This is a genomic window from Micromonospora sp. NPDC050495 (genome assembly GCF_040655175.1).
Lineage (GTDB): Bacteria > Actinomycetota > Actinomycetes > Mycobacteriales > Micromonosporaceae > Micromonospora.
In genome coordinates this window covers 24,014-50,848 of sequence record NZ_JBFAJK010000036.1, presented here as the reverse complement: position 1 = coordinate 50,848, position 26,835 = coordinate 24,014, and the positions used below count along the sequence as shown (strand labels likewise).

26 protein-coding genes are annotated in these 26,835 nt (G+C 74.6%); 17 read left to right on the top strand and 9 right to left on the bottom strand.

What is annotated here, in order from left to right:
• Window positions 1–195 precede the first annotated feature (195 nt).
• Both AB0I11_RS26455 and AB0I11_RS26450 read left to right on the top strand, forming a co-directional pair.
• Window positions 196–2,358, top strand: a complete 2,163-nt coding sequence (locus tag AB0I11_RS26455) for a molybdopterin-dependent oxidoreductase (protein ID WP_357326014.1) — start codon at window positions 196–198, stop codon at window positions 2,356–2,358.
• Window positions 2,359–2,468: 110 nt separating this feature from the next.
• A complete protein-coding gene (locus AB0I11_RS26450; RefSeq protein WP_357326011.1) occupies window positions 2,469–3,167 on the top strand; it encodes a CBS domain-containing protein in 699 nt (232 codons plus the stop codon).
• A gap of 69 nt (window positions 3,168–3,236) precedes the next feature.
• On the opposite strand, the gene AB0I11_RS26445 is transcribed toward AB0I11_RS26450, so the two are convergent.
• The 3 genes from AB0I11_RS26445 to AB0I11_RS26435 are packed head-to-tail and all read right to left on the bottom strand — an operon-like array spanning window position 3,237 to window position 6,458.
• On the bottom strand, window positions 3,237–4,604 hold the full coding sequence (locus AB0I11_RS26445) for a hypothetical protein (RefSeq protein WP_357326008.1): 1,368 nt from the start codon (window positions 4,602–4,604) through the stop codon (window positions 3,237–3,239).
• A complete protein-coding gene (locus tag AB0I11_RS26440; protein WP_357326005.1) occupies window positions 4,601–5,419 on the bottom strand; it encodes a sugar phosphate isomerase/epimerase family protein in 819 nt (272 codons plus the stop codon). The genes AB0I11_RS26445 and AB0I11_RS26440 overlap by 4 nt, the downstream gene beginning before the upstream one ends.
• 1 nt (window position 5,420) lies before the next feature.
• Complete coding sequence (locus AB0I11_RS26435) at window positions 5,421–6,458, bottom strand: zinc-binding alcohol dehydrogenase (RefSeq protein WP_357326003.1); 1,038 nt, start codon at window positions 6,456–6,458, stop codon at window positions 5,421–5,423.
• Between the two features lie 119 nt (window positions 6,459–6,577).
• Between AB0I11_RS26435 and AB0I11_RS26430 the strand changes: the two genes are divergently transcribed.
• From AB0I11_RS26430 to AB0I11_RS26415, 4 genes are read left to right on the top strand one after another with little or no spacing between them, the layout of a single operon-like run.
• On the top strand, window positions 6,578–7,969 hold the full coding sequence (locus AB0I11_RS26430) for an extracellular solute-binding protein (RefSeq protein ID WP_357326000.1): 1,392 nt from the start codon (window positions 6,578–6,580) through the stop codon (window positions 7,967–7,969).
• Window positions 7,966–8,925: a sugar ABC transporter permease gene (locus tag AB0I11_RS26425; RefSeq protein WP_357325997.1), complete on the top strand. Its 960-nt coding sequence runs from the start codon at window positions 7,966–7,968 to the stop codon at window positions 8,923–8,925. The genes AB0I11_RS26430 and AB0I11_RS26425 overlap by 4 nt, the downstream gene beginning before the upstream one ends.
• Window positions 8,925–9,791: a carbohydrate ABC transporter permease gene (locus AB0I11_RS26420; RefSeq protein ID WP_357325994.1), complete on the top strand. Its 867-nt coding sequence runs from the start codon at window positions 8,925–8,927 to the stop codon at window positions 9,789–9,791. The genes AB0I11_RS26425 and AB0I11_RS26420 overlap by 1 nt, the downstream gene beginning before the upstream one ends.
• Window positions 9,792–9,844: 53 nt before the next feature.
• Window positions 9,845–10,447 carry a class I SAM-dependent methyltransferase gene (locus tag AB0I11_RS26415; protein ID WP_357325991.1) on the top strand — a complete coding sequence of 201 codons (603 nt, stop codon included), beginning with the start codon at window positions 9,845–9,847 and terminating at the stop codon, window positions 10,445–10,447.
• Between the two features lie 66 nt (window positions 10,448–10,513).
• Here AB0I11_RS26415 and eccB read toward each other — a convergent pair whose 3' ends face one another.
• From eccB to AB0I11_RS26390, 5 genes are all read right to left on the bottom strand, one after another.
• Entirely contained in the window at window positions 10,514–11,896 is a 1,383-nt protein-coding gene (gene eccB / locus AB0I11_RS26410) for a type VII secretion protein EccB (RefSeq protein WP_357325987.1), read from the bottom strand.
• A 75-nt stretch (window positions 11,897–11,971) separates the two neighbouring features.
• On the bottom strand, window positions 11,972–13,216 hold the full coding sequence (locus AB0I11_RS26405) for an MFS transporter (protein WP_357325984.1): 1,245 nt from the start codon (window positions 13,214–13,216) through the stop codon (window positions 11,972–11,974).
• Between the two features lie 65 nt (window positions 13,217–13,281).
• The gene (locus tag AB0I11_RS26400) at window positions 13,282–14,661 is read right to left on the bottom strand and encodes a rhodanese-like domain-containing protein (RefSeq protein WP_357325981.1); all 1,380 of its coding nucleotides are present in this window, start codon (window positions 14,659–14,661) and stop codon (window positions 13,282–13,284) included.
• A 114-nt stretch (window positions 14,662–14,775) separates the two neighbouring features.
• Window positions 14,776–15,093 carry a rhodanese-like domain-containing protein gene (locus AB0I11_RS26395; RefSeq protein WP_357325978.1) on the bottom strand — a complete coding sequence of 106 codons (318 nt, stop codon included), beginning with the start codon at window positions 15,091–15,093 and terminating at the stop codon, window positions 14,776–14,778.
• A 208-nt stretch (window positions 15,094–15,301) separates the two neighbouring features.
• The gene (locus tag AB0I11_RS26390) at window positions 15,302–15,694 is read right to left on the bottom strand and encodes a DUF302 domain-containing protein (RefSeq protein WP_357325975.1); all 393 of its coding nucleotides are present in this window, start codon (window positions 15,692–15,694) and stop codon (window positions 15,302–15,304) included.
• Window positions 15,695–15,872: 178 nt separating this feature from the next.
• Here AB0I11_RS26390 and AB0I11_RS26385 point away from each other — a divergent pair, with 178 nt between their 5' ends.
• From AB0I11_RS26385 to AB0I11_RS26365, 5 genes are all read left to right on the top strand, one after another.
• Window positions 15,873–16,142 carry a metal-sensitive transcriptional regulator gene (locus AB0I11_RS26385; RefSeq protein ID WP_357325972.1) on the top strand — a complete coding sequence of 90 codons (270 nt, stop codon included), beginning with the start codon at window positions 15,873–15,875 and terminating at the stop codon, window positions 16,140–16,142.
• A 126-nt stretch (window positions 16,143–16,268) separates the two neighbouring features.
• Window positions 16,269–17,669 carry an MBL fold metallo-hydrolase gene (locus tag AB0I11_RS26380; protein WP_357325969.1) on the top strand — a complete coding sequence of 467 codons (1,401 nt, stop codon included), beginning with the start codon at window positions 16,269–16,271 and terminating at the stop codon, window positions 17,667–17,669.
• A gap of 92 nt (window positions 17,670–17,761) precedes the next feature.
• Window positions 17,762–18,379 (top strand): rhodanese-like domain-containing protein, encoded by a 618-nt coding sequence (locus AB0I11_RS26375; RefSeq protein ID WP_357325966.1) that lies wholly within the window; start codon window positions 17,762–17,764, stop codon window positions 18,377–18,379.
• A complete protein-coding gene (locus AB0I11_RS26370; RefSeq protein WP_357325963.1) occupies window positions 18,376–19,284 on the top strand; it encodes a sulfite exporter TauE/SafE family protein in 909 nt (302 codons plus the stop codon). The genes AB0I11_RS26375 and AB0I11_RS26370 overlap by 4 nt, the downstream gene beginning before the upstream one ends.
• Complete coding sequence (locus AB0I11_RS26365) at window positions 19,223–19,831, top strand: class I SAM-dependent methyltransferase (RefSeq protein WP_357325960.1); 609 nt, start codon at window positions 19,223–19,225, stop codon at window positions 19,829–19,831. The genes AB0I11_RS26370 and AB0I11_RS26365 overlap by 62 nt, the downstream gene beginning before the upstream one ends.
• A gap of 20 nt (window positions 19,832–19,851) precedes the next feature.
• Here the strand turns inward: AB0I11_RS26365 and AB0I11_RS26360 are convergent, their stop codons facing one another.
• Entirely contained in the window at window positions 19,852–20,856 is a 1,005-nt protein-coding gene (locus AB0I11_RS26360; RefSeq protein ID WP_357326070.1) for a zinc-binding dehydrogenase, read from the bottom strand.
• A gap of 216 nt (window positions 20,857–21,072) precedes the next feature.
• On the opposite strand from AB0I11_RS26360, the gene AB0I11_RS26355 reads away from it, so the two are divergent.
• From AB0I11_RS26355 to AB0I11_RS26330, 6 genes are all read left to right on the top strand, one after another.
• Window positions 21,073–21,786: a spermidine synthase gene (locus tag AB0I11_RS26355; RefSeq protein WP_357325957.1), complete on the top strand. Its 714-nt coding sequence runs from the start codon at window positions 21,073–21,075 to the stop codon at window positions 21,784–21,786.
• A gap of 70 nt (window positions 21,787–21,856) precedes the next feature.
• A complete protein-coding gene (locus tag AB0I11_RS26350; RefSeq protein ID WP_357325953.1) occupies window positions 21,857–22,027 on the top strand; it encodes a hypothetical protein in 171 nt (56 codons plus the stop codon).
• A 150-nt stretch (window positions 22,028–22,177) separates the two neighbouring features.
• Window positions 22,178–23,860 (top strand): long-chain-fatty-acid--CoA ligase, encoded by a 1,683-nt coding sequence (locus tag AB0I11_RS26345; protein ID WP_357325950.1) that lies wholly within the window; start codon window positions 22,178–22,180, stop codon window positions 23,858–23,860.
• Between the two features lie 77 nt (window positions 23,861–23,937).
• A complete protein-coding gene (locus AB0I11_RS26340) occupies window positions 23,938–25,011 on the top strand; it encodes a hypothetical protein (protein WP_357325947.1) in 1,074 nt (357 codons plus the stop codon).
• Window positions 25,012–25,058: 47 nt separating this feature from the next.
• Entirely contained in the window at window positions 25,059–26,150 is a 1,092-nt protein-coding gene (locus AB0I11_RS26335; RefSeq protein WP_357325944.1) for a winged helix DNA-binding domain-containing protein, read from the top strand.
• Between the two features lie 136 nt (window positions 26,151–26,286).
• A complete protein-coding gene (locus tag AB0I11_RS26330) occupies window positions 26,287–26,799 on the top strand; it encodes a DinB family protein (RefSeq protein WP_357325941.1) in 513 nt (170 codons plus the stop codon).
• Window positions 26,800–26,835 lie beyond the last annotated feature (36 nt).

Here is a 26,835-nt window from a genome sequence, read left to right as displayed (position 1 = left end):
CGGCGGCGGACGACCCGCCGGTTACCCGGCCCGGGCGGCGGCAAACGGCGGTCCAAGCCGGTCAGCGCCCCGCCAGGCGCCGTGCCGGCCCGGCGCCCGGACCGCCGCCCGGCGCGTCGGGGTGGCGGTCCAGGGTGCCCGCGCCCGGCGCGCTCAGGTCAGCGCTGCGCGGCCGTGGCTCGGTAGGCTCGCCGGATGGCTCGCAGCACCCACCCCGGCGCCTGCCCGCTCGACTGCCCCGACACCTGCGTCTGGCAGCTCACGGTGGCGGACGGCCGCGCCGTCGCGCTGCGCGGCGACCGTGATCACCCGTTCACCCGTGGGGCGCTCTGCGGCAAGGTCAACCGCTACCTCGACGCGGTCAACGGCCCCGACCGGCTCACCACCCCCTACGTCCGGACCGGGCCGAAGGGGGTCGGGCGGGTCTCCTACCGGCCGGCGAGCTGGGCCGAGGCGATCGCCCGGGCGGCCACCGGGCTGCGCGCCGGCATCGACCGGGACGGGCCCGAGTCGGTCCTCCCGTACTACTTCGCCGGCACCATGGGCCACGTGCAGGGCTGGACCATGGGTCCGCGGCTCTTCGCGTACCTGGGCGCGTCGCGGTTGGACACCACCATCTGCACCGGGGCGGCGCAGGCCGCGCTGCGCTCGATCTACGGCGGCTCGGTCGGCTTCGAGCCCGAGTCGATCGTGGACGCGCGGCTGATCGTCCTCTGGGGCGCCAACCCGCTCGCCACCAACCTGCACCTCTGGCCGTTCATCCAGCAGGCCCGGGAGCGCGGCGCGTACCTGGTCACCATCGACCCGCTGCGCACCGACAGCGCGGCCCGCAGCGACCAGCACGTGGCCCCGCTGCCCGGCACCGACGCCGCGCTGGCGCTCGGCCTGATGCGGCACGTGCTGGACGCGGGCGCGGCCGACGAGGAGTGGCTGGCCGCGCACACCGTCGGCTGGCCGGAGCTGGCCGCCCGGCTCGACGAGTGGCCGGTGGAGCGCGCCGCCGCCGAGTGCGGCCTGCCGGTCGAGGTGGTCCGCGACCTCGGCACCCGGATCGCCACCACCCGGCCCACCGCCGTGCGGGTCGGGCTGGGGCTGCAACGCCACCACGGCGCCGGGCAGGCGATCCGGGCGATCTGCGCGCTGCCGCTGGTCACCGGCGACTTCCGGTACCCGGGCGGGGGCGCCCTGGTGTCGACCAGCGGGCACCACCCGATCGAGGAGGGGCCGGTGGTCCGCCCGCCGGACATGCCGGCCCCACCCGCCCGCTCGGTGAACATGAGCCGGCTCGCCGCCGTGCTCACCGGGGAGGCCGACCCGCCGGTGACCTCGCTGGTGGTGTTCAACGCGAACCCGGCGGCCACCGCACCGGACCAGAACCGGCTGCTCGCCGGTCTGCGCCGCGACGACCTGCACACCGTGGTGCTGGAGCAGCGCTGGACCGACACCTGCGACTACGCCGACGTGGTGCTGCCGGCCACGATGCAGCCGGAGCACCTCGACCTGCACTCCTCGTACGGCCACCACTACACGACGCTGAACCTGCCGGTCACCGAGGCGCCCGGCGAGGCGCTGCCGAACACCGAGATCTTCCGCCGGCTCGCCGCCGCGCTGGGCATCGACCACCCCCGGCTGCGCGACAGCGACGAGGAGCTGGCCCGGCAACTGCTGCGCGGCACCCCGGTCAGCTTCGAGGAGCTGCGCGAACGCACGTACGTCCGGATCACCGGGGTGGCGGTGGGCAGCGCCCCGTACGCCCACGGCGGGTTCCGCACCCCCGACGGTCGGGCCCGGCTGCACGACCCGTCGCTGGCCCGGCTCGGGGTGGACCCGCTGCCCGGGCACACCCCGCCGGTGGAGGCGACCGACCGGGAGCTGGCCCGCCGGTTCCCGCTGGTGCTGGTCGCCCCGGCCGGCCGGTTCCTGATGAACTCCACCTTCGCCTCGCTGCCCTGGCACGCCCGGCGGACCGGGCCGCCCCGGGTCCACCTGCACCCGGACGACGCGGCGGCGCGCGGCCTCGCCGACGGCGACGCGGTGCGGGTGCGCAACGACCGGGGCGTCTTCCTGGCGGCGGTCGCCGTGGACGACGCCACCCGGCCCGGGCTGGCCTTCACCTACAAGGCGTACTGGGCGCGGCTGAGCCCGGGACGGGCCACCGTCAACGCGGTCACCGCGGTCCGCGACACCGACCTGGGTGGCGCGCCGACCTTCCACGACTGCCGGGTCGAGGTCGAGCCGGCGCCGGCGGAGCTGCTGACCGTCGAGCCACCCCGGGACGCCGAGCCGGCGCCCCGCGGCCCGGCGGACCTCCCGCCCCGGCCCGGCGCGCAGCCGGTGGAGTCCGTGCCGGCCGGCTGACCCGGAGGGCAGCCCGGGCCGGGACTTCCGGCCCGGCCGGGCGGTTCCAGGGCCCCTGCTCCCGACCACCGCCGGTCCGTAGCGTCGGTTGCGGGAACGAGGAGGTCGCCATGCGTACGTGGCAGGTGCGGGACGTGATGACCGCCGACGTGCTGTCGGTACGGGAGGGCACGGCGTACCGGGAGATCATCGACGTGCTCGCCGGCAGGCAGGTCACGGCGGTGCCGGTGGTGGACGGGACGCGGCAGGTGCTCGGGGTGGTCTCGGAGGCGGACCTGCTGTACAAGGTGGAGCTGCTGGGCCGGCCGCGGCAGCGGCGGGTCTTCGCCAGCCGGTACCGACGCGAGGCGCACGCGAAGGCGTCCGCCACCCTGGCCGCCGACCTGATGACCGCGCCCGCGGTCACCGTGGCACCGGACGCCCCGCTGCCGGAGGCGGCCCGGATCATGGACGAGCGGCAGGTCAAGCGGCTGCCCGTGGTCGACGACCTGGGCCGGCTGGTCGGCATCGTGACGCGGGGCGACCTGCTCAAGGTGCACCTGCGTCGGGACGCCGGGATCCGCTGGGACGTGGTCGACGTGCTGCGCCGCACGCTCGGCGTGCCGTCCGGCGTGGTGGACGTGGCCGTCCACGGCGGCGTGGTGACCCTGACCGGGCAGCTCGACCGCTGGTCGACCCGGCACCTCGCGCTGCGGCTGGCCCGCCAGGTGGGCGGCGTGGTCGAGGTGGTCGACGCGCTCGGCTACGCGATCGACGACTCGCCGATGGCAGCGCTGCGGTCCGGCGCGACGCCGGCCGGCATCGCCTGACCACCACGACCGGGTGGGCGGGCCGAGCTTGGCCGCGCCACCCCCGGCGGGGAGCACCGCGGCCAGGGCTCAGCCCTCGGCGAGGGCGTCCAGCAGCAGCGCGGCCGTCCAGCTGAATGCCGGGGAGCCGAGCCCCGCCCCGGTGTCGGGGTGGAAGTACTCGTGGCAGCCGGCGCCGGCGACCAGGGCGAGCATCGACTCGCGCAGCCCGGCGGCCAGGTCGGGGCGGTCGTGGATGAGCAGCCCCCGCCACACCAGCCAGCCGGTGTTGAGCCAGCTCGGGCCGCGCCAGTAGCGCAGCGGCTCGAAGTCCGGCGCGGTCCGGTCGTAGGTGGGCAGCGGGCGGTCCATCCGGGCGGCCAGGCCGAACCGGGGTGAGCGGGCCTCGGCGAGCAGCGCCCGGACCTGGCGGTCGGGCAGGTCGGGCAGGATCAACGGGATCAGCCCGAGCACGGTGCGGGCCGGGACGAGCCGGTCGGTGCGCAGGTCGCGCGGGTGGAACGTGCCGGTGGCCGGGTCCCAGAGACGGTCGATGAGGGCCTGGGTGGTGCGGGCGGCCCGGCCCCGGTGCGGTCCGGGGTCGGCGCCGATCACCGTGGCGATCCGGGCGAGGGCGTGCTCGGCGGCGCCCAGCGCGGCGTTGACCAGTGGGCACTCCACCAGGAACGGGTGGCGCCCGGCGAGGGCGTCGTCCCGGTACCGGCCGGTTCGGTAGGACTCCACCAGGGCCACGTAGCGGGCGTAGTCGAGGTCGGTGGGGCGGTGCGCCGCGTCGGCGTGCGCGGTGTCGTGCCGGCGGTACGCCCGCATCACCGCCTCGTCGGCCGGTACCGCGGCCATCGGGGCGTCCCAGGCGGGGCTGTTGTCCAGCCCGGACTCCCACGGGTGCACGATGGCGGCGAGGCCGCCGCCGCCCACGTCCCGCCGCCCGGTCAGGTAGCGCTGCTGGGCGACCAGCCGCGGGTAGAGCCGGCGCAGCGCCGCCACCGACGCCGCTGAGGGGGCCCGGCGGTGTACCAGCCAGGCGGCCGGGGCGTGCACCGGCGGCTGGACGATGCCGGAGGTGGCTCCGGCCGGGGCACCGTCGGCGCGGGCGGCGTCCCAGAACTCCGGCCCGGGGAAGTACGCGCCGGCCCGCAGCGCCGGGTTGAACACGATGTGCGGCACCCGCCCGTCGGCCCACTGGGCGGCGAAGAGCGTGTCCAGTTCCCGCCAGGCCCGGTCGGGGCGCACGTGCGCCAGCCCGACGGCGATGAAGGCGGAGTCCCAGCTCCACTGGTGCGGGTAGAGGGTCCGTGAGGGCACGGTGTGGTCGTGCTCCCAGTTGGCGTCGAGGGTGGACACGGCCAGCCGGCGCAGGGCGGCGAGCCGTTCGGCGCCGGCCCGGCCGGCGGCGCGCAGGCGGCCCGGCGCACCGCTCGGGGTGCCGGCACTCATGCCGCCGCCCGCCGCTGCGGGGCCGGGCCGAGCACCGCGGCGGCCTGCCGCAGCGCGGCGACCGGTTCGCCGCGCAGCCGGCATTCCAGCGCCAGCCAGCCGGGGTAGCCGAGGTCGTCGAGGGTGCCCAGCAGCGCCGCCCAGTCCAGGTGCCCGGCCCCGGGCTGGTACCGGTTGGAGTCGCTGACCTGTACGTGTCCCAGCCACGGCGCGGCGGCGCGCAGCGCCGCGTGGACGTCGTCCTCCTCGATGTTCATGTGGAAGGTGTCGGCGACGACGCGGACCGAGGGCAGGCCGACGGCCCGGCACAGGGCGACCGCCTCGTCGAGCCGGTTGACCATGTGGTCCTCGTACCGGTTGAGGGGTTCCAGGAAGAGGCTGACCCCCTCGGCGCGGGCGTGCTCGCCGAGTTCGCCGAGGGCGTCGACGAGCACCTGCCGGTCGCCTTCGGGCGGGCGGGGCGGCTCGAACGGCGGCAGGCGGCGGGAGAACATGCCCCAGGCGGCGGGGGTCATCGCGCCGATCCCGCCCAGTTCGGCGATGACCGAGAGTTGGGAGCGCAGGTTGCGTACCGCGTCGCGGGAGCGCGCCGGGTCGAAGTCGCCGATGAAGTGGTCCATCTCGACGCAGACGGTCGGCATGACCACGCCCTCGGCGCGGGCCCGGCGCAGCTCCGGCAGCCGCCGGGCGAAGGCCAGGTCACCCCGGCCGCGCAGTTCGATGCCCTGGTAGCCGAGGGAGACGGCGAGGGCGTACTTGTCGGTCAGGCCGGCGCCGGGGAGCAGCTGCTCCTGGCAGGCGAGGGGGATGGTCATGTTAGAACCTCAGCACCATTTGGAGGACGTCACCGTCACCGCGGTCGAGCAGCGCGAGGGCGTCGGCCACCGCGCCCGCGTCGACGACGTGGCTCACCAGCGGCAGCGGGTCGACGCTGCCCTCGGCCACCAGGTCCATGAAGGTGTGGGCGATCCGGGGCCCGGTCCACCGGCCGGCCGTGCCGGGTGCCGGGGTGGGCCCGGAGACCTGGGCCGCCACCAGCTGGATCCGGTTGTGGTGGAACTCCTCGCCGAGTCCCAGCCCGTGGGCGTACCCCTGGTAGAAGCCGGCGGCGACGACGCGGCCGGCGTGGGTGGTGGCGCGGATGGCCTCGTGCAGGGCCGGGTACGACCCGGACAGCTCCAGGCAGACGTCGGCGCCGCGTCCGGCGGTGGTCGCGCGCAGCACTGCGGCGGCCGAGTCGGTGGTGGCGTCGACGACCAGCCGGGCGCCGAGCCGGACGGCGTGCTCCAGCCGGGTCGGCACCCGGTCGACGGCGACGACCCGCGCGCCGGAGAGGACGGCGAGTCGGGTGCCCAGCAGCCCGATCACGCCCTGCCCGAAGACCCCGACCCAGTCGCCGAGGTGCAGGTCGCCGGCGAGTACCGCGGTCAACGCGATGGCGCCGGGACGGGCGAAGACGGCGGCGAGGGGGTCGAGGCCGGGGGCGAGCGGGGTGACCGCGGCGGCGGCCACGACGGCCTCGGCCCGGTGACCCCAGATTCCCCAGACCAGCTGCCCGGGGTGGCGGTCGGGGACATCGGGGGCAACCTCGACGACCTCGCCGACCTCCTCGTAGCCGAAGCCGACCACCGGGTACGCGGGCGCGGCCTGCCGGGGCACGAACAGCCGGGCGGTGTCGTCCCAGTCCTTGCTGAGCCGGGGATTGCTGCCCCGGTAGAGGGTCAGCTCGGTGCCGGCGGAGATGCCGGAGTAGCAGGTGCGGACGCGGACCTGGCCCGGGCCGAGCGGGTCCGGGGGGCAGGGCTCCAGGCTCACGCGCCGGGGCCCGGCCAGCGAGACAACCCAGTTGGCCATGGCGTCGCTCCGAGGGAAGTGCCGACCCCGATTCTAAATCGAAATATTGGTGAATGTCTTGTAAATGATCAATCGAGGGGGTTGGATCCCCGATGTACCCTTCGAGAGGAGTGCCACCGATGTCATCGCCCTCGATACGAATCCTCGCCTCCGCCCTGATCGTGGCAGTTGCCGGGACAACCCTGCTGGCCTGCGGTGACGACGATCCGAAATCCGACAGTTCCCAGATAACCGTCTGGAGCCTGGAGGACGTCGCGGATCGGGTGAACGCCACCAAGGCCATCATCGCCGACTACACCGCCAAGACCGGCGTCAAGGTCAATCTGGTCACCGTGAACGAGGACCAGTTCCCCGCGCTCATCGCCTCCAGTGCCGCCGCCGGGGACCTGCCCGACGTGGTCGGCTCGGTCCCGCTCGCCGGTGTCCGCACCCTCGCCGGCAACGAGTTGCTGGAGCCGGACGCCAACCGGCGGATCGTCGACAAACTCGGCAGGGCCACCTTCTCGCCCCGGGCACTCGACCTGACCAGCGAGGACGGCAAGCAGCTCGCGGTGCCCAGCGACGGGTGGGGCCAACTGCTGGTCTACCGCAAGGACCTGTTCGCCGCCGCCGGCCTGCCCGCCCCCGACACGTACGAGAAGATCGCCACCGCGGCGGCGAAGCTGAACACCGGCGGCGTCGCCGGCATCACCGCGGCGACCGCCCCCGGCGACGTCTTCACCCAGCAGACCTTCGAGCACCTGGCCCTGGCCAACAACTGCCAGCTCACCGACGACTCCGGGGCGGTGAAGCTGGACTCCCCCGAGTGCGTCGAGGCGTTCCGCTTCTTCGGCGAGCTGATGCGCGACCACTCGGTCAAGGGCGCGCAGGACGTGGACACCACCCGGGCCACCTACTTCGCCGGCAAGGCGGCCATGCTGATCTGGTCGCCGTTCATCCTCGACGAGCTGGCCGGGCTGCGCAACGACGCCAAGCCGACCTGCCCGCAGTGCCAGTCCGACCCGGCGTGGCTGGCCAAGAACAGCGGCTTCGTCACCGCGATCAAGGGTCCCAACGGCACCGAGCCGGCACAGTACGGCGAGATCAGCTCCTGGGCGGTGCTCGACGGCGCGGCCGACCCGGCGACGTCCTTCGTGGAGTACATGCTCTCCGACGGCTACCCGCGCTGGTTCGGCATGTCACCGGAGGGCCGCTTCCCGGCGCGTACCGGCACCGCCGAGGACAAGCAGAAGTTCCTCACCGCCTGGAACACGAGCCAGGCCGGGGTGGACCGCAAGCAACCGCTCGCCGCGGTCTACGGCGAGGACGTCCTCGACACCCTGCGCAAGAGCCCGGACACCTTCCAGCGGTGGGGGCTGTCGCAGGGCCAGGGGAAGCTGGTCGGTGCGATCCTCGGCGAGCTGCCCGTGCCGAAGGCGCTCGCGGACGTGATCGCCGGGAAGTCCGACGCCGCCGCGGCCGCGGGCCGGGCGAAGAAGGACGTCGAGGCGATCGCCAAGGGCGTCAATTGACCACCACCACGCCGGAGGCCGGCCGCTCCCCCACCCGGGAGCGGCCCCGCCCCGGCAGACGCCCGCTCACCCTGCGCCGCCGCGAGTCCCGCGCCGGGCTCGCGCTGGTCACCCCCACCCTGCTCGTCGTGGTGGCGGTGATCGGCATCCCCATCGTCTGGACCGTGGTGCTGGCCTTCCAGCGGGTACGCCTGGCCACGCTGCGCCGGACCGGCCTGTTCGGCGAGTTCACCCTGGACAACATCGACCGGGTGCTGCACACCCCCGGCTTCGCCGACACGCTCTGGACGACCGTCCTCTACAGCCTCGGCGGCACCGCCGGCTCGATCCTCGTCGGCCTGGTCGCCGCGCTGGTCGTCCGCCGGCCGTTCCGGGGCCGCACCGTCGTACGCGCGTCGATGCTGCTGCCGTACGTGGCCCCGGTGGTGGCGATGGCGTTCGTCTGGCAGGTGATGCTCGACCCGCAGCTCGGCATCGTCAACGACTGGGGCCGGCGCTTCCTCGGCTGGGACGAACCGATCCCCTTCCTGTCGCAGGAGTCCACCGCGCTCTGGACGGTCATCGCGTTCGAGGCGTGGCGGTACTTCCCGTTCGCGTTCCTGTTCCTGCTGGCCCGGCTCCAGGCGGTGCCGGCCGAGCTCGAGGAGGCGGCCCGGGTGGACGGGGCCACCCCGACCCAGCGCTTCCGGCACATCCTGCTGCCCCAGCTCATGCCGGTGATCGCGCTGCTCGGGGTGCTCCGGTTCATCATGACCTTCAACAAGTTCGACGACGTCTACCTGCTCACCGGCGGCGCGGCCGGCACCGAAGTGGTCAGCGTCCGGGTCTACCAGTTCCTCACCGCGCGCACCGACATCGGCGCGGCGGCGGCGCAGGCGGTCGTGCTGGCCCTGGTGCTGATCGTGTTCGTGGTGATCTACCTGCGCTTCTTCACCGGACGACGGGAGGAGGCGTGATGGACCGGGACCGGGTCGAGACGGTCAGCCTGCGCTGGCTGCGCCGGCTGGTGATCGCCGTCTTCCTGCTCGTCACCCTGCTGCCGTTCTGGTACATGCTGGTGCTCTCGGTACGCCCCATCGAGCGGCTGCTGCTCGACCCGGGGTCACTGCTGGTGCCGCTCGGCGAGCTGACCGTCGACACGTACGCCGAGGTGCTCCGGTCGGTCGAGGACGGCGGGCAGGGCTTCCTCGCCTTCATCCGCAACAGCGGCATCGTGGCGCTCTCCGCCACCGTGCTCACGCTGCTGGTCGCCATCCCCGGCGCGTACGCGGTCGCCCGGCTGCGGTTCTTCGGCCGGCGGCAGGTCAGCGCGCTGTTCCTGGCGGTCTACCTGTTCCCCTCGATCGTCATCGCGATTCCGCTCTTCGTGGTCTTCACCCGGGCCGGGCTGCGCGGGTCGCTGGTCGGGCTGGTGCTGGTCTACATCTCGCAGACGTTGCCGGTCTCGGTCTACATGCTCAAGAACTACTTCGAGACCATCCCGGTCAGCCTGGAGGAGTCCGCCGCGATCGACGGGGCCGGGCGGCTCGGCATCATCCGGCGGGTCAGCCTCCCGCTCGCCGCCCCGTCGGTCATGGCGGTCGCGCTCTACGACTTCATGATCGCCTGGAACGAGTTCCTCTTCGCGCTGCTCTTCCTCGTGGACCGGCCGAACCGGTGGACCGTGTCGCTGGGGCTGTCGCTGCTCTCCGACGGGGTGGAGGTGCCCAAGACGGTGCTGATGGCCGGATCGGTGATCCTCACCCTGCCCATCGTGATCCTTTTCTTCGCCAGCGAACGGCTGCTCACCGAGGGGCTGACCAGCGGCGCCGAGAAGGGGTGATCGACCTTGCCGTCGACGCGCGGCCAACCAGCAAGATCAGCTACGGTGGCCGGATGGGCAAGCCGACGCGTTGGGTGACGGAGACCAAGCCGGGACACTCGCAGTGGTACATCGACCGGTTCCGCCAACTGGCGGCCGAGGGGGCGGACCTGGCCGGCGAGGCCCGGCTGCTGGACGCCCTGGTGGCGCCGGGCGCCCGGATCCTCGACGCCGGCACCGGCACCGGCCGGGTCGCCGCCGCCCTGGCCGCGCGCGGACACACCGCGGTCGGGGTGGACGCCGACCCGGCGCTGATCGAGGCCGCCCGGGTCGACCACCCCGGCCCGCGTTTCCTCGTCGCCGACCTGGCTGAGCTGGACCTGGCCGCCCAGGGCGAACCCGAGCCGTTCGACGCCGCGCTGATCGCCGGCAACGTGATGGTCTTCGTCGCACCCGGCACCGAGCCGGACGTGCTGGCCCGGGTCGCCGCGCACGTCCGGCCGGACGGCCTGGTGGTGGTCGGCTTCGACACCGGGCGCGGCTATCCGCTCGCCGACCTCGACGCCCACGCGGCGGCGGCCGGCCTCCGGCTGGAGCACCGCTTCGCCACCTGGGACCTGCGCCCCTGGCACGACGACGCCGACTGGGCGGTGACGGTCCTGCGTAAGCCGGCCTGAGCCGGCCACACCGCAGCAGCCGGCACTCCGGATGCCCGCCCCGGACGCCCGCCCGCGGCCGGCCGGTCAGGCCGGCGCGGCGACGGCGCGGGCCGCGGCCGGGTCCAGCGGGCTGCCGGCGGGGACGAGGCTGACCAGGCTCGCCGGCAGCCGGAGCGGCCGGACGCCGGCGTAGCCGAGCATGCCGAGCACGTCGCCGCCGGTGAGCACGTACCGCCGACCCAGGTCGGTGACCACGCTGACCGCGCCGCCGGTGGCGCCCGGCGCGGCGACCGACTCGACCACCGCGCCCCGGCCGGGCGCGACCACCACCCGGTCGACGCGGCCACCGTGGTTGGCCGCGGTCGGGGCGGCGGCGGAGAGGTCCGGCGGGGTGACGCCGACGCGGACCTCGCGTACGCCGGTGTCGTCGGCGGCGCGGGCGCAGAGCGCGCCGCCGTCGCCGGTGGCCAGCCGGGGCGGTACGGCCGGCGGCGCGGCCGGGCCGCCGGGTGCCCGGTCGGAGACCTTCGGCAGGGCGGCGAAGCGCCCGAGTGTGATCGGTTTCGGGTCGTCCTGCCCGGTGCGGGCGAGCAGCAGGGCGGCCTGGAACTCGGTGATGCCAGCCAGGCCGTCCCGCTCGGCGACCGCGTACTGGCGGCCGCCGCCGGAGTTGCGCACCAGGTAGACGTCGCCGATGGTGGCGCCGCCGACCCGGTCGGACGGCCTGCCCAGGCCGGGCAGCGCCGGCGGGGCCAGGTCGGCCCCGGCCGGCACGGTGTTGAGCAGCGCGGCGGCCACCGCCACGGCCCGGGCCCGGGTCGCGGCGAGCGCGGCGAGCACCCGGTCGGGGTCGCGCAGCAGGTAGCGGCGGTCGTGCCAGAGCAGGTGCAGGCTGCCGTCCGGGTGCCGCAGCAGCAGTCCCTGGTCGCCGAGCGGGCGGCCGCCGGTGGCTTCCCGTCCGATCAGCAGCGCGGAGCGGGCCCCGGCGCGTCCCGACTCGGCCGGGGCGAGGGAGCACACCGTCCAGGGGCCGGTGGCGAGCCGGCCGGCGGCGGGCAGCGAGTCCGGCGCGTCGGCGATGCCGAGCGGCAGGCCGCGCGGCACGCCCTCGATCGAGCGCCGGGAGACCAGCACGGTCCGCGGCTGCTCCGCCCCGATGATCAGCAGCGCGGAGGCGTAGTTGAGCACCGGGTGCAGCTTGTCCTGCCGATAGACGAACCGCGCGCCGGACTCCTTCTCGACGATCACCGCCCCGGGGTCGCGCCAGCCGCTGCCGCCGCCGGCGAAGAGGCCGTACAGGGCGACCCCGCCGAGCGCGATCACCGCGACCAGCACGCTGGCCAGGCCCGCTCCGGCCAGCCGCCGGAACGGCGACTGCGCGGGGTCGGTCTCCCGCATCACCAGCGCCGCGACCGCCCGCTGCACGGTGAACTGGTACGAGTGGAGCTGGTCCTGCCGCGACGGCATCGGGTCCCTTCCGCCTGGTTCGTCGGCGGACAGGATAGCGCTCCGTCTATCCGTGGTGGACCCTGCGTGTCCGGCTCAGGGCCGGACGTGGGTCTCGTACATCCGCACCGCGACGAGCAGGCCGGACAGGGCGGTGAGTCCGGCCACCGCCCAGGTGGCGCCCCGGATGCCGACGAGGTCCGCGAGGAGTCCGGCCGACAGCGCGCCCACCGCGAAGCCGCCGTCCCGCCAGAGCCGGTAGACGCCCACGGCGCGGGCGCGCCACGCCGGGTGGGCGACGTCCCCGACCGCCGCCAGCAGCGCGGGATACACCATCGCGGTGCCGGCGCCGAGCAGCACGGCGCCGGCCGCCCAGCCGGCGAACCCGGAGGCGCCGGCGATCAGCCCGAGCGCACCGGCCTGGGTCAGCATCCCGGCCACGATGAAGGGCTTGCGGCCGACCCGGTCGGAGAGCGGTCCGGTGACGAGTTGGCCGAGCCCCCACACCGCGGGGTAGAGGGCCGCCAGCACTCCGATCCGGGGCAGGGAGAGCCCGGCCGCGGCGAAGAGTACCGGGAAGAGCCCCCAGGCGAGCCCGTCGTTGAGGTTGTTCACCAGGCCCGCCTGACTTGCCGAGCTGAGGGCCGGGTCGCGCCAGCTGACCAGGCCCAGGATCCGCCGCGTGCTCAGGTCGGCGTGGTAGGCGCTCCCCTGGTGGTTGGCCGCCTCATGGTCGGCGTGGCCGCGCGTCTCCCGGACGAGCAGGGCGGACAGCCCCAGGCCCACCGCGACGTACGCGGCACCGAGCAGGAACGGCGCGGGCCGCAGCCCGTAGCGGGCGGCCAGGGCACCGGTGGCCAGCGCGGTGCCGGCCACCGCGAGGTAGCCGGCGGCCTCGTTGAGCCCCATGGCGAGGCCGCGCCGGCGCGGCCCGACCAGGTCGATCTTCATGATCACGGTGGTCGACCAGGCCAGCCCCTGGTTGACGCCGAGCAGCACGTTGGCGGCGACCACCCAGCCCCAGCTCGGTGCCCAGATGAGCAGCAACGGCACCGGGATCGCGGCCAGCCAACCGGCCAGCAGGACCGGCTTGCGGCCGTACCGGTCGGAGAGCGTGCCGGCGAACAGGTTGGTGACCGCCTTGGTGGCGCCGAAGGCGAGGATGTAGGTCAGGGCGGCGGTGTAGGCGGTCAGCTGGAAGTCGCGCTCGCCGAGCAGCGGCAGCACCGTGCGCTCGGTACCGAGCAGGCCACCCACCAGGGCGTTGACCGCGACGAGCAGGAGGAACTGGGCCACGTTCGCCCGCAGGCCCAGCCGGGGCGCGACGGAGGTGGCCGTCATCTCGTCTCCTGACATCAGGCGGGTGACCGGGGCGGCTGCCCCGGTCACCCGGCGATTCGGGTGGGTCAGATGGCGGCGTGCAGGCCCTGCCAGGCGCCGTAGCCGCCGAGCAGGTCGGAGACGTCGGCCCGGCCGGCGTTGCGCAGCAGGCTGGCCGCGACCGAGGAGCGGTACCCGCCGGCGCAGTGCACCACGACCGGGCGGTCGGCCGGCACCTCGTCGAGGCGGCGGGACAGCTCGGCGAGCGGGATGTGCAGCGAGCCGTCGACGGCGCCCTGCTCCCGCTCCCCAGCGTTACGGACGTCCAGCACCACGGGCGCGGTGGCGGTGTCCAGCGCCGCGCGCAACTCGGTGGCGGTGACCCGGCTGGCCCGGGTCATCTCGGCAACCATCTCGAGGAACGCGCCCTCGGGCTCGCGCAGGTAGCCCACGACGTGATCGAACCCGATCCGGGCGAGGCGTACGACGATCTCCTCCTCCCGGTCCTGCGGGGCCACCACGAGCACCTTGCGGTCCGGCGCGATCACGCTGCCCGCGGTCTCGGCGAACCGGCCGTCGGCCGGGATGTTGATCGCCCCCCGGATGTGCCCGGTGGCGAACTCGTGCGGGTCGCGGGCGTCCACCACCACGGCGCCCTCGGCGCGCTCCCGGGCGAGCTCGGCGGCATCGAGCGGGCGCGGGGCCCGGCTGTGGTCGAACAGCTCGCGGGCCTTGCGGTTGAGCACGGCGTCGAAGGCGAAGTAGCCGGGCGCGGCCGGCTGCCCCCCGGTGACCAGGGCGAGGAACCGCTCCTCGCTCATCGGGGCGCAGGCGTAGTTGGTGCGGCGCTGCTCGCCGATGGTGGACTGCCGCTCGGTGGAGAGGTTCTTCCCGCAGGCCGAGCCGGCGCCGTGCGCCGGGAAGACCCGGACCTCGTCGGGGAGGCCCATCAGCTTGTGCTGAACGCTGTCGTAGAGCATCCGGCCGAGGTCGTCGGCGGTGGCGCCGAGCGAGGCGAGCAGGTCGGGCCGGCCCACGTCGCCGATGAAGAGCGCGTCGCCGGTGAGCACCCCGTACGGCACCGGGTCGGTGGCGTGCTCGTAGACGAGGATGCTGATCGATTCCGGGGTGTGTCCGGGGGTCTCCATGATTTCGAGCGTCACGTCGCCGAGGCTGATCCGCTCGCCGTCGGCGAGCTTGCGGCTCGGGTACTCCGTCTCCGCCCGGTGCCCGTAGCCGATCCACGCGCCGGTGGCCGCGGCCACTTCGAGGTGACCGGCGAGGAAGTCGGCGTGGAAGTGAGTGTTGATCACCCCTTCGATGGTCAGGCCGTGTGCCCGGGCATCGGTCAGGTACTCCTCGATGTCCCGGCGCGGGTCGACGAGCACCGCCCGCCCGGTGGTGTCGTCGGCGATCAGGTACGACGCCTGGGACAGGCAGTCCAGGTAGTACTGGGTGAACAACATGGTGCCGAACTCCTTCACAGTGGTGACTGGCGATGCATTTATCGATCACGTATACCCCTGGGGGTATTCATGGCCCAGAATCCCGCCCTTCCGGGATCACCGGCCCGGCTCAGCTCAGCGGGTGTCGGCCCCGGTCACGACGGGACGGCCACTGCGGGCCCACCCGCCGGTGCCGCCCCGGACGGAGCGGGCATCGACACCGGCCCGGGCCAGGAACTGTGCGGCGGACAGACTCCGGCTGCCGCTGGCGCAGATCACGTAGACCGGCCGGTTGCGCGGCAACTCCCCGACCACCGTCGGCAACTGGGCCAGCGGCACCGAGCGGACGCCGGGCACGTGCCCCTCGACGTACTCGAACGGTTCCCGTACGTCCACGGCGACGGCGCCGTCGGCGTGCGCAGCCGCGAACTCCGCCAGGTCGACCTCTCGCATGCTTCCTCCTCGAATCCGTATACCCCAGGGGGTATCTACGTTCGAGCTTAACCCATCCGGGTGCATCGACATTCCCACATGAGCCGTGCGGCACCGGGGAACAGCTGCCGGCCGGAAGCAGCGCCGGTCGCTGACGCTGCCGGACGCGGGGCGCGGGGATCCGTCCGCGCTCCCGGGCGCGGCTCTGTGGCGGGCCCGGCGACGCGGCTCAGTCGGTCAGCGCGTCCAGCGCGGCACACAGCCGGGCGGTGGCCTCGTCGGCGACCGCCCGCAGCTCGGGCGCGTCGCTGACCTGCACCATCACCTGCGGGTCCATGGCCTGCACCAGCGTGCTGTCCGGCCCTTCGGCGCGGACCACGACGTTGCACGGCAGGAGCAGGCCGATCGCCGGGTCCGCCCGCACCGCGCGGTGTGCCAGGGGCGGGTTGCAGGCGCCGAGGATGACGTACTCCGGCAGGTCGACCCCGAGCTTGTCGCGCAGTGTCGCGCGCAGGTCGATCTCGGTCAGCACTCCGAAGCCCTGATCCTTCAGGGCCGCCCGGACGCGATCCACGGTCGGGGTGAACCCGGCGGACAGGCGGACGGTCATCGCGTAGCTCATGCTTCTGTTCCCCCTCGCTGGACATCATGCCGCCCGGAATGGGCGCGTTGCCGGGAATCCGGTCCGCCGGGACGGCGGGAATCGGCCAGCATCCCCCGGTGTTGGGGATACCCGTAGGGGTATGACACTGGCGAGGCTGGTACCCCCTGGGGTATGTTCGGACGCAGGAGGTAGTGCCGTGAAGCTTCAACCCGAGATGACCAGCGACGCGCTGAACCGGCTCAAGCGAGCCCGAGGTCAGCTCAACGCCGTGATCGAGATGATGGAGAACGGCGAGGACTGCCGGGCGGCGCTGACCCAGCTCGCCGCGGTCTCCAAGGCGATCGACCGGGCCGGCTTCAAGATCATCGCATCCGGGATGCGGCACTGCGGCGCGGCCCGGGACCGGGGCGAGGAGCCCGAGATGACCGAGGAGGAGCTGGAGAAGCTCTTCCTCGCCCTGGCCTGACCGAGGATCCCCACCCCCGCCCCTAACGCGTGATCGCGACGGGGGCGGGTCATTCCGCACCCGTGAACCCAGGTCGAAATCTGTCCACCACATACCCCCGGGGGTATACAGAAGGGAACAACGCACATGGCAGTCGAGGTGTCCGTGATCGCGACGTCCTCGCTGGGCGACCGCAGCTACCTGGCCGCCGATGGCCGGGTGGCGATCGTGGTCGACCCCCAGCGCGACATCGACCGGATCTTGTACCTGGCCGGGGCCAAGGGGGTACGAATCACCCACGTGGTGGAAACCCACCTGCACAACGACTACGTCTCCGGTGGCCTGGAACTCGCCCGGATCACCGGCGCCCACTACCTGGTCGCCGCCGCCGACCAGGTCGGCTTCGACCGGACACCGGTCGCCGACGGGGACACCGTGCCCGTTTCCGACGCGCTGCGGCTGCGGGTGATCGGCACGCCCGGCCACACCTTCCACCACCTGTCGTACGTCCTCGACGAGGCCACCGACGGCGGTTGGCAGCCGGCGGGCGTCTTCACCGGTGGCTCCCTGCTGTTCGGCACCACCGGACGCACCGACCTGCTCGGCCAGCAGCACGCCCACGAACTGGCCCAGCACCAGCACGCCTCGGCCCGGCGGCTGGCCGACCTGCTGCCCGACGGGGCGCAGGTGTGGCCCACCCACGGCTTCGGCAGCTTCTGCTCGGCCAGCCAGGCCGACGCCCCCGACTCCACGATCGGGCGGGAGAAGCAGGCCAACCCGGTGCTGCGGCTGGCCGCGGACGAGTTCGTCAGCCAGACCCTCGCCGGCCTGGACGCGTACCCGGCCTACTACGCCCACATGGGCGTGGCGAACGGCGCCGGGCCCGCGCCGGTCGACCTCACCCCGGTCACCCGGGCCGACGCCGCCGAACTCCGGGACCGGATCGCCGCCGGCGAGTGGGTGGTGGACCTGCGACACCGCAAGGCGTACGCGGCCGCGCACCTGGCCGGCACGGTCAGCCTGGGGCTCGACGGCCCGATGTCGACCTGGCTGGGCTGGCTGATCGACTGGGGCACCCCGATCACCCTGCTGGCGGAGACCCCGGAGCAGGTCGCCGACGCCCAGCGGGAGCTGGTCCGGATCGGCATCGACCGGCCGGCCGCGCAGGCCACCGGCCCGGCCGACCGGTGGGCGAACGGGCCCGACCAGCTCCGCGAGCTGCGGATGGCCGACTTCCCGGCCCTGGCGGCGGCCCGCGCCGGCGCCGTCCCGGCCGGGCTGCCCGCGCCCGACGTCGTGCTCGACGTCCGGATGACCAACGAGTGGCGGGCCGGCCACGTCGAGGGCGCGGTCCACATCCCGCTGCCCGACCTGCCCACGCGGCTCGCCGACGTGCCGGCCGGCGCGGTCTGGGTGCACTGCGGCTCCGGCTACCGCGCCACCGCCGCCGCGTCACTGCTGGCCAACGCCGGCCGCGAGGTCGTCGTCATCGACGACGCGTTCGGCACGGCCGCCGCGGCCGGCGTCGCCATCACCGACAACGCCTGACCCAGGCCCGGGGCCTCCGGCCGGCGCGCCGCGTGCCGGCCGGCACTCCGCCCTGCCAGTAATTCAAGTCATTCATCCCAGAAAGAGGCGATATGAGCACCTCCGAGACTGCCCGCCCGGCCACCCTGGACGCCGCCGGCCTACGGGAGCTGATCGACGCCGGGCGCGCCCCCCGCCTGCTCGACGTACGCACCCCCGCCGAGTTCGAGACCGTGCACATCCCCGGCGCCTACAACGTCCCGCTGGACCTGCTCAAGGAGCACCGCGAGGAGCTACGCGCCCACCTCGACGAGGACGTGGTGCTGATCTGCCGCTCGGGCGCCCGCGCCACCCAGGCCGGGCAGACGCTCGCCGGGGTCGGCCTGCCGAACCTGAAGGTCCTCGACGGCGGGATGCTGGCCTGGCAGGCGACGAACGCGCCGGTCCGGCAGGGCGCGCCGGTCCGGCAGGGCGCGCCGCGGTGGGACCTGGAGCGGCAGGTCCGCCTGGTCGCCGGCTCGATCGTCCTGCTCAGCGTCCTCGGCTCGGTCCTCGTCCCCGGCCTCAAGTGGGTCGCGGGCTTCATCGGCGCCGGGCTCACCTTCGCCGCGCTCAGCAACACCTGCGCGATGGGCATGCTGCTGAGCAAGCTGCCGTACAACCGCGGGGCCAGCTGCGACCTGGACAGCATCGTCGGCCAGTTGCGCGACGGAACGGCGGGGCGACCGTGACCGGCACGCTGCTGCTGACCGTCGGGCTGGCCGTCCTGATCGGCGTCAGCCTCGGCCTGCTCGGCGGCGGCGGGTCGATCCTCGCCGTGCCGCTGCTGGTGTACGTGGCCGACCTGCCGGCCAAGGAGGCGATCGCCACCTCCCTGCTCGTCGTCGGCGCCACCAGCGCGGTCGGCGTGCTGCCGCACGCCCGCGCCGGGCGGGTCCGCTGGCGCACCGGTCTGATCTTCGGCCTGGCCGGCATGACCGGCGCCTACGCCGGCGGCCGGTTGGCCGCGTTCGTCCCGGCCGGGCTCCTGCTCACCGGCTTCGCCCTGATGATGCTGGCCACCGCGGTCGCGATGATCCGCGGCCGGCGCGCCACCGAGGGCCGCCCGGCGCCGCACGAGCTGCCGGCGGCCCGGGTGATCCTGGACGGGATCGTGGTGGGACTGGTCACCGGCCTGGTCGGCGCGGGCGGCGGCTTCCTGGTGGTGCCCGCCCTGGCCCTGCTCGGCGGCCTGCCGATGCCGGTCGCCGTCGGCACCTCCCTGGTGGTCATCGCCATGAAGTCCTTCGCCGGACTCGCCGGCTACCTGTCCAGCGTGAGCATCAACTGGGGTCTCGCGCTCGCGGTCACCGCGGCCGCCGTCGCCGGCAGTTTCCTCGGCGGGCGGCTCGCCGGGAAGATCCCCGCGGCGCTGCTGCGCCAGGCGTTCGGCTGGTTCGTCGTGGTGATGGGCGTCTTCGTCCTCGCCCAGCAACTGCCGCCACGTCCGGCACTCGGCCTCGTTGTCGTGGGAGCGCTTGCCGTAGCCGGTACGGTCACGGTGGCGGGGGTGCGCCGCCGGAGGAGGGAACACAGTGGACAGCAGCGCCTGGGACGCCCGGTACGCGAACACGTCGGGACTGGTGTGGAGCGCTGAACCGAACCGCTTCGTCGTCGAGTCGGTCGCCGGGTTACCCCCCGGCGCCGCGCTCGACCTGGCCGCCGGGGAGGGACGCAACGCGGTCTGGCTGGCCGAGCAGGGCTGGCGGGTCACCGCCGTGGACTTCTCGCCGGTGGCCGTCGAGCGGGGCCGGGAACTGGCCGCCGCGCGGGGCGTGCCGGTCGAGTGGCGGGTCGCGGACGTCACCGCGTACCGGCCGGTGCCGGGCAGCTACGAGCTGGTGCTGATCAGCTACCTGCACCTGCCCGCCCCGGCGCTGGCCGGCGTGCTCGACTCGGCCCGGCAGGCGCTGCGGCCCGGCGGCACCCTCGTCGTGGTCGGGCACGACCTGGCCAACCTGCGCGGCGGCATCGGCGGGCCGCAGGATCCGGCGGTGCTGCTCACCCCGGAGACGGTCGTCGACGGGCTCGCCGGGCTGCGCATCCGGCGCGCCGAGACGGCCCGCCGCCCGGTGCCCACCGGCGACGGCGGCAGCGTGGACGCCCTCGACACGGTCGTCGTCGCCACCCGCTCGGCCGACTGACGCACCCCGGGCGACCCGGCTCACGGGCGGAGGACCAGCCGGATCGGGTCGCCCTGCTTGTCCCGCACCCGGCGCACCGCCTCCGCCGCGTCGGCCAGCGGCAGCACGTCGCTGATCGAGGCGGTCAGGTCGAAGCGGCCCAGCCCGGCCAGCGCCACCAGCTGCTCGACGTGTTCCGCCGACGAGCCGTAGTGGCCGAGCACCGCCTGCCGGCTGTAGTTGAACCGGCTGTCCGACGGGATGGCGACCGGCTGGTTGGCGATGCCGGTGAGCACCAACCGGCCCTGCGCGCCGAGCACGGTCATGGCCTGTTCTCGGGCCGGGGTGGCGCCGGCGAAGTCGAACGCGACGTCCAGGCCGCGGGCCGCGGTGAACTCCAGCACCGCGTCCCGGAAGCCGTCGTCCTTCGGGTCCAGCGCCAGGTCGGCGCCGAGGGTCAGCGCCCGCTCCCGGGCCGCCGGCAGCGGATCCACCGCGAGGATCGGCGCCGCCCCGACCAGCCGCAGCAACTGCACCGCGTGCGCGCCCAGCCCGCCGACGCCCCACACCCCGACCGCCTCCGCCGGCCGGGTACGCGCGGTGTCGGTCACCGCCGCCCACGGAGTGGAGACCGCGTCGGGGACGATGCAGGCGTGCTCGAAGGGCATCGCGTCGGGGATCAGCACGACCGTGTCCTCGCGGGCCAGCGCGTACTCGGCCCACCCACCGTCGTAGTCGACGCCCCGGGTGAGCAGGGTTCCGCGCCGGTCCCGCTCCCCCGCCTGGAGCAGCACCCGCTGGCCCGGCTGCCAGCCCGTCACGCCGTCGCCGAGGGCGTCCACCACCCCGGCCACCTCGTGACCGAGCGTGACCACGTCGCCGGGCAGGTGCAGCGGGGTGAGGGTGCCGTCGATGAGGTGCACGTCGGACAGGCACACCCCGGCTGCGGCCACCTTGATCCGGACCTGCCCGGGACCGGGTTCGGGCACCGGTACGGACTCCATCCGCAGCGCCCGCTCGCCCACGTGCAGCCGTCCGGCCAGCATCTCCGCCACCTCGCGCTCCTCTCCTCGCCCCGCGACGGCCCGCCGTCGCCGCGCCGAGCGGGAGCCGTTGGCGTACCCGGAACCGGCCGGGCAATGCCGGGCGCGGCGGAGAACCGCGCGCGGACCGGACGGGCAACGCCGGGCGCGGGGGAAGACCGCGCGCGGACCGGGCGGGCCGATACCATCCGGTGACGGAACGGCGGAGAGGACCACCGGGTGGGCGCACGATTCGAGGAACTGGCCTGGCGGGAGACCCCGATCGGCGAGATCAGCCTGCGCCGGCGCCGCGACCCGTCGCTGGACGTCGACGTGTACGAGGTCAAGCTCGACGACGAGTTCCTGATGTCCAGCCTCTTCCCGGTCGCGGAGATCGAACTGGCCCGGCTCGGGCTGGCCCCGCTCGGCGAACAGCCGCTGGACGTGGTGGTGGGTGGGCTCGGCCTCGGCTACACCGCGCGCACCGCGCTCGAGGATCCCCGGGTGCGCAACCTGCTGGTGGTCGAGGCGATCGAGGACGTGATCGACTGGCACCGCCGCGACCTGCTGCCGTTCACCGCCGGGCTGGCCGCCGACCCGCGGACGCGGTTCGTCCAGGCCGACTTCTTCGCCGCGGTCGCCGCCGGAACGGGCTTCGACCCGGAGTCGCCGGGCCGGCGGTTCCACGCCGTGCTGCTCGACGTGGACCACTCCCCCCGCCAGGTGCTGCATCCCAGCCACGCCGACTTCTACACGGTCGACGGCCTGCGCCGGCTGGCCGCGCTGCTGCACCCGGACGGGGTGTTCGCGCTCTGGTCGAACGATCCACCCGACCAGGCGTTCCAGCGGGTGCTGACCACGGTGTTCCCGACCTCGGTGGCGCACGTGGTCCGCTTCCCCAACCCGTTGCAGGGCCGGGAGGCCGCGAACACCGTCTACGTGGCCCGCTTCTGATCAGTCGCCGGGCATGGTCCGGCCCGGAACGGGAAGGCCGGTGGCCTGCCGTCTGCACGGGAGGTCGGACATGCGCGCACTGCTCTGGGTGATCGGCGTCATCGCCGCGATCCTCATCCTGCTCGGACTGTTCCTCGAGGCGGTCCGCTGGCTCATCATCATCGGCGTGATCGCGGTGATCGTGGTGATCATCCTCGCCTTCGTCCGGGGCCGGCGGACGGTGCAGCGGTCCCGCCGCTGACCCGTCTGGCCCGCTTCCCGGCCGACCGGGTCCGGCGGGCCGCCGCTCACCCGGAGGCGGCCACGTCGGCGTAGGTTACCAGCTGGTAAGTTGGCGGGTGGTGGCCGATCGTGTCCGCTCGGCCACCCCCGGCCACGAGGAGAGACGGCGATGGACGCGACCGCCGAGCGCCCCTGGATCCGCAGCTACGCCCCGGGCGTGCCGGCCACCGTGGCCGCGCCCGACGGCTCGCTGGTCGACCTGCTGACCGGCGCCGCCCGCCGGTACGGCGACCGGATCGCGCTGGACTTCTTCGGCGCCACCACCACCTACGCCGACCTGGCCGACCAGGTGGCCCGCGCGGCCGAGGCGCTGCGCCGGCTGGGCGTGGCCCGCGGTGACCGGGTCGCCCTGGTGCTGCCGAACTGCCCGCAGCACGTGGTCGCCTTCTACGCGGTGCTGCGCCTCGGCGCCGTGGTGGTCGAGCACAACCCGCTCTACACGGCGCAGGAGCTGGAGCAGCAGCTCACCGACCACGGCGCCGAGGTGGCGGTGGTCTGGGACAAGGTCGCCCCGCTGGTCGCCGGCCGCGGCGCGGTCCGGACCGTGATCGCGGTCGACCTGACCGCGGCGCTGCCGCGGCTCAAGCGCTGGGCGCTGCGGTTGCCGCTGCCGAAGGTGCGCGCCGCCCGCGCCGCGATGACCGCCCCGGCGCCCGGCACGCACGCCTGGTCGGCGCTGGTCACGGCCGCGCCGCCGCTGCCCGCCGACCATCCGGCGCCCGCCGTGGGCGACGTCGCGCTGCTGCAGTACACCGGCGGCACCACGGGCGTCCCGAAGGGCGCCATCCTGACCCACCGCAACCTGCGGGCCAACGCCGCGCAGGGCCGGGCGTGGGTACCCGGCCTGCGCGACGGCGCCGAGACCATCTACGGGGTGCTGCCGCTGTTCCACGCGTACGGGCTGACGCTGTGCCTGACCTTCGCGGTGAGCATCGGCGCCACCCTGGTGCTCTTCCCCCGCTTCGACCTCGACCAGGTGCTCGACGCGGTCCGTCGCCGCCCGCCGACGTTCCTGCCGGCCGTCCCGCCGATCTACGCGCGGCTCGCCCTGGCGGCCCGGGAACGCGGCGTGGACCTCACCTCGATCCGGTACGCCATCTCCGGCGCGATGGCGCTCCCGCCGGCCACGGTGGACCTGTGGGAGTCGGTGACCGGCGGTCTGCTCGTCGAGGGGTACGGGATGACCGAGACCTCCCCGATCACCCTCGGCAACCCGGTCGCCCCGACCCGCCGCCCCGGCACCGTCGGCGTGCCCTTCCCGGGCACCGAGGTACGCATCGTCGACCCGTCGGACCCGACCCGGGACCGGCCCGCCGGCCAGCCCGGTGAGCTGCTGATCCGGGGTCCACAGGTCTTCGCCGGCTACTGGAACCGCCCGGAGGAGACGGCGAAGGTGCTGCTGCCCGGCGGTTGGCTGCGCACCGGGGACATCGTCACCATGGACGCCGACGGCTTCGTGACCGTGGTGGACCGGATCAAGGAGCTGATCATCACGGGCGGGTTCAACGTCTATCCGTCCGAGGTGGAGGAGGCGCTGCGCCGGGTGGCCGGGGTCCGGGAGGCCGCCGCCGTCGGCCTGCCCGCCGTCGCCGGCGGCGAGGACGTGGTCGCCGTGGTGATCCTCGACCCGGGAGCGGGCGCGGACCCGGAGTCGGTCCGGTCGGCCTGCCGGCAGCACCTCGCCGGCTACAAGGTGCCCCGCCGGGTCGTGGTGGTCGAGGAGCTGCCGCGCTCCCAGATCGGGAAGATCCTCCGCCGCGAGGTCCGCGACAAGCTGCTCGCCGAGGGCTGAGCCGGCCGGGGCGGGCCGGGCCGCGCTGAGCCCGGCTACTCAGGAACGGCACCGTGCCGGTGTGTGAGGGTGGCGGGATGCGTCGACTGCTGCCCCTGCTGCTCGTCCTCGCCGTCGCGGCGGCCTGTGCCGCACCGGCTGCCCGACCGGGTCACCCCGCGGCGGCCGAGTCCGCCGCCACCCTGCTCCCCGACGGCACCGTGCCCTGGGCCGACCTGAAGATCACCGCGACGGACCTCAACGGGCGCCCCGCCGGACCCCGCTCCCCGGCCGCCGGAAGCGAGCCCTGCCGCGCGGCCCAGCTGGCCGGCCGGCTCACGGACTGGCGACGGCCCGGCACCGGCGGCGAGACCCCCCGCGGCAGGGACGCCGCCATCGGCAAGCTCATCGGCGAGGTGGACCTGCGCAACACCTCGAAGACCGAGTGCACCCTGCGCGGCGAGGCACCCACCACGATGCTCGCCGGCGGCCGCGAGATCCCCATGCGCTACCCGCACGGCATCAACGAGGAGGCCCGGAACCGGGTGGTCGCCGTGCCGGCCGGCGGTCACGCCAGCCTGCGCCTGGACTGGTCCGGGCCGTTCTGCGAGCCGGTCGACGGGCCGCTGGAGCTGGCCATCGAGGTGCCGGACGACGGCGGTACGGTGCGCGCGCCGATCACCGCCGACGACCGCCCCGGCTGCCAGCGGGGTGAAGGGATCAACCCGAACGCCCGGGCGACGCTCAGCGCGGGCGGGTTCACCGAGCCGGTCACGGTGTCGCCGCCGCCCTCCGCACCGCTCGATCAGCTCACCGTCACCGTCGCGGGCCCGCCGAACGCCGCGGCCGGTTCGCGACTCACCTTCCGGGTGACGCTCGGCAACCCGACCGCCGCCCCGCTGGCGCTGGAGCCCTGCCCGGGCCACCTGATGGAACGCTTCTCGCTGGGCAACGCGACGGACCAGGCGGTGAACACCGCCCAGCTGTACCGGCTGAACTGCCGCCCGCTCGCCGCGGTCCCGGCCGGCGGCGCCGCCGTGTTCGAGATGGTCACCGAGGTGCCGGCCACGATGCGCGCCGGGCGGGAGCTGACCATCTCCTGGCAGCTCTACCTGCCGCACTACGCGCAGCGCGGCAACCAGGTCGGCGCTCTCACGCTGACGGTCACCTGACGGGGGCGGCGCGCCGCGCTGTCGGGGCCGCTGCCTATGGTGTGAGCGTGGTCGATCGTCGTCAGGTGCTGACCTTCCGGGTCCGGTCCCAGCAGCTCGACCGGGCCGAGGGCACGCTCGCCGACACCGCCGTGCTGGACATCGGGGCGCAGGACACCGGTCCGGACGGCGGCCGGTGGGCGCTGGCCGTCCGCGGGGTCGACGTGGCCGCGCTCGACGGCGAGGACCTGATCCTGCTCTGGACCGTGCGCGGCGCGCCCCACCTCTACCGCCGCGCCGACGTGGCGGAGGTGGCCGCCGCGGTCGAGCCGTTCTCCGACGCCGACGCCGGCAAGCGCGTCTACGACGCCGCCAAACCGTTGAAGGCGGCCGGGATCGGCATCCTGGCCGCCCTCGACGAGGTGGCCGACCGGATGCGCACCGTGGTCACCCGGCCGACCGTCAAGGGGGACGTCTCCGGCCGCCTGGCCGAGCTGCTGCCCGAGCCGTACCTGCGGTTCTGCCGGCCCTGCGACGCCACCCACCTGTACGAGATGCCGTTCCGGCTGGCCGCCGTGCGGGCCGGGCTGGAGCTGCGGCTCGACACGTCGCCGCCGGTCCTGCGCCGGATCAGCGGGTTCCGGAAGGCGGCCACCCCGGGCGACCGGTTCGACCTGATCCGCGCCTACCTGCGGCTGCTCGGTCCGGCCACCCCGCAGCACGTCGCCGGCTACCTCGACGCCCCGGTCAAGGAGGTGAAGGCGCACTGGCCGCGGGACGTGGTCGAGGTGCCGGTCGACGGCGAGCCGCGTTGGCTGCTGGCCGCCGACGAGGCGGCGCTGGCCTCGACCGACGCCCCGGTGACCCGCCTGCTCGGCCCGTTCGACCTCTTCCTCCAGGCCAAGGACCGGGACACTCTGCTGCCGGACCCGGCCCGGGCCAAGGAGCTGTGGCCGGTGCTGGGCCGCCCGGGCGCGGTCCTGGTCGACGGCGAGCTGGTCGGCACCTGGCGTCCCCGCAAGGCCGGCAAGGCTCTGACCATCGCCGTCCAGCCCTGGCGCAAGCTCCCCGTGACCCGGCGCAAGGCCGTGCTGGCACAGGCCGAACGGCTCGCCGCGTACCGGGGCGTCCCCCTCGCCGGGGTCGAGTTCGCCGATTAGTCCCCTGGTGCCGGGCCCGGTTTCGTGCCGCCATTTCGGGTCGGCTGTCCGGAACCGGCGGCGCCGTTCGTCAGGTGAGGTGAGTCGACGCGACGACACCAGCCGCCGCGTCACCTGAGACCCCGCGGAGGACCCTGTGCCACAACCAGTCACGCCGATCGAAACCGACCTGCTCGTCACGCACCTGGACGGCCAGCGCCGGCACGTGCTCGGCATCCTGGAAGGGCTCGACGAGGCCGCGCTGCGCCGGCCGGTGCTGCCCTCGGGCTGGAGCTGTCTCGGCCTGGTGCGCCACCTCACCGAGGACGTCGAGCGCTTCTGGTTCCGCTGCGTCATGGGCGGCGAGCCGGCGGCCATCGCCGCGCTGAGTCAGGGCGCGGAAGCCTGGCAGGTCGACCCGGACGTCCCGGCCGCCGTGGTGCTGGACCGCTACCGGCGGGAGATCGACCGCGCCAACGCCGTCATCGCCGCCACGCCACTGGACGCCGCACCGGCCTGGTGGCCGCCGGACCACTTCGGCGACCACCGGCTGGCCAGCGCGCGGGAGGTCATCCTGCACGTGATCACCGAGACCGCGTGCCACGCCGGCCACCTGGACGCGGTCCGGGAACTCATCGACGGCCGGACCTGGCTGGTCATTCCCACGTAGCGGGGGCGCGACGCCCGGGGCCCCGGCGCGGTCGCC

What these genes read in the sequence shown, in the direction of transcription:
- AB0I11_RS26455 (WP_357326014.1), top strand. Translation starts at nt 196, where the DNA reads ATGGCTCGCAGCACCCACCCCGGCGCCTGCCCGCTCGACTGCCCCGAC.
- AB0I11_RS26450 (WP_357326011.1), top strand. Translation starts at nt 2,469, where the DNA reads ATGCGTACGTGGCAGGTGCGGGACGTGATGACCGCCGACGTGCTGTCG.
- AB0I11_RS26445 (WP_357326008.1), bottom strand. Translation starts at nt 4,604, where the DNA reads ATGAGTGCCGGCACCCCGAGCGGTGCGCCGGGCCGCCTGCGCGCCGCC.
- AB0I11_RS26440 (WP_357326005.1), bottom strand. Translation starts at nt 5,419, where the DNA reads ATGACCATCCCCCTCGCCTGCCAGGAGCAGCTGCTCCCCGGCGCCGGC.
- AB0I11_RS26435 (WP_357326003.1), bottom strand. Translation starts at nt 6,458, where the DNA reads ATGGCCAACTGGGTTGTCTCGCTGGCCGGGCCCCGGCGCGTGAGCCTG.
- AB0I11_RS26430 (WP_357326000.1), top strand. Translation starts at nt 6,578, where the DNA reads ATGTCATCGCCCTCGATACGAATCCTCGCCTCCGCCCTGATCGTGGCA.
- AB0I11_RS26420 (WP_357325994.1), top strand. Translation starts at nt 8,925, where the DNA reads ATGGACCGGGACCGGGTCGAGACGGTCAGCCTGCGCTGGCTGCGCCGG.
- AB0I11_RS26415 (WP_357325991.1), top strand. Translation starts at nt 9,845, where the DNA reads ATGGGCAAGCCGACGCGTTGGGTGACGGAGACCAAGCCGGGACACTCG.
- eccB (WP_357325987.1), bottom strand. Translation starts at nt 11,896, where the DNA reads ATGCCGTCGCGGCAGGACCAGCTCCACTCGTACCAGTTCACCGTGCAG.
- AB0I11_RS26405 (WP_357325984.1), bottom strand. Translation starts at nt 13,216, where the DNA reads ATGACGGCCACCTCCGTCGCGCCCCGGCTGGGCCTGCGGGCGAACGTG.
- AB0I11_RS26400 (WP_357325981.1), bottom strand. Translation starts at nt 14,661, where the DNA reads ATGTTGTTCACCCAGTACTACCTGGACTGCCTGTCCCAGGCGTCGTAC.
- AB0I11_RS26395 (WP_357325978.1), bottom strand. Translation starts at nt 15,093, where the DNA reads ATGCGAGAGGTCGACCTGGCGGAGTTCGCGGCTGCGCACGCCGACGGC.
- AB0I11_RS26390 (WP_357325975.1), bottom strand. Translation starts at nt 15,694, where the DNA reads ATGAGCTACGCGATGACCGTCCGCCTGTCCGCCGGGTTCACCCCGACC.
- AB0I11_RS26380 (WP_357325969.1), top strand. Translation starts at nt 16,269, where the DNA reads ATGGCAGTCGAGGTGTCCGTGATCGCGACGTCCTCGCTGGGCGACCGC.
- AB0I11_RS26375 (WP_357325966.1), top strand. Translation starts at nt 17,762, where the DNA reads ATGAGCACCTCCGAGACTGCCCGCCCGGCCACCCTGGACGCCGCCGGC.
- AB0I11_RS26360 (WP_357326070.1), bottom strand. Translation starts at nt 20,856, where the DNA reads ATGCTGGCCGGACGGCTGCACGTGGGCGAGCGGGCGCTGCGGATGGAG.
- AB0I11_RS26350 (WP_357325953.1), top strand. Translation starts at nt 21,857, where the DNA reads ATGCGCGCACTGCTCTGGGTGATCGGCGTCATCGCCGCGATCCTCATC.
- AB0I11_RS26345 (WP_357325950.1), top strand. Translation starts at nt 22,178, where the DNA reads ATGGACGCGACCGCCGAGCGCCCCTGGATCCGCAGCTACGCCCCGGGC.
- AB0I11_RS26340 (WP_357325947.1), top strand. Translation starts at nt 23,938, where the DNA reads ATGCGTCGACTGCTGCCCCTGCTGCTCGTCCTCGCCGTCGCGGCGGCC.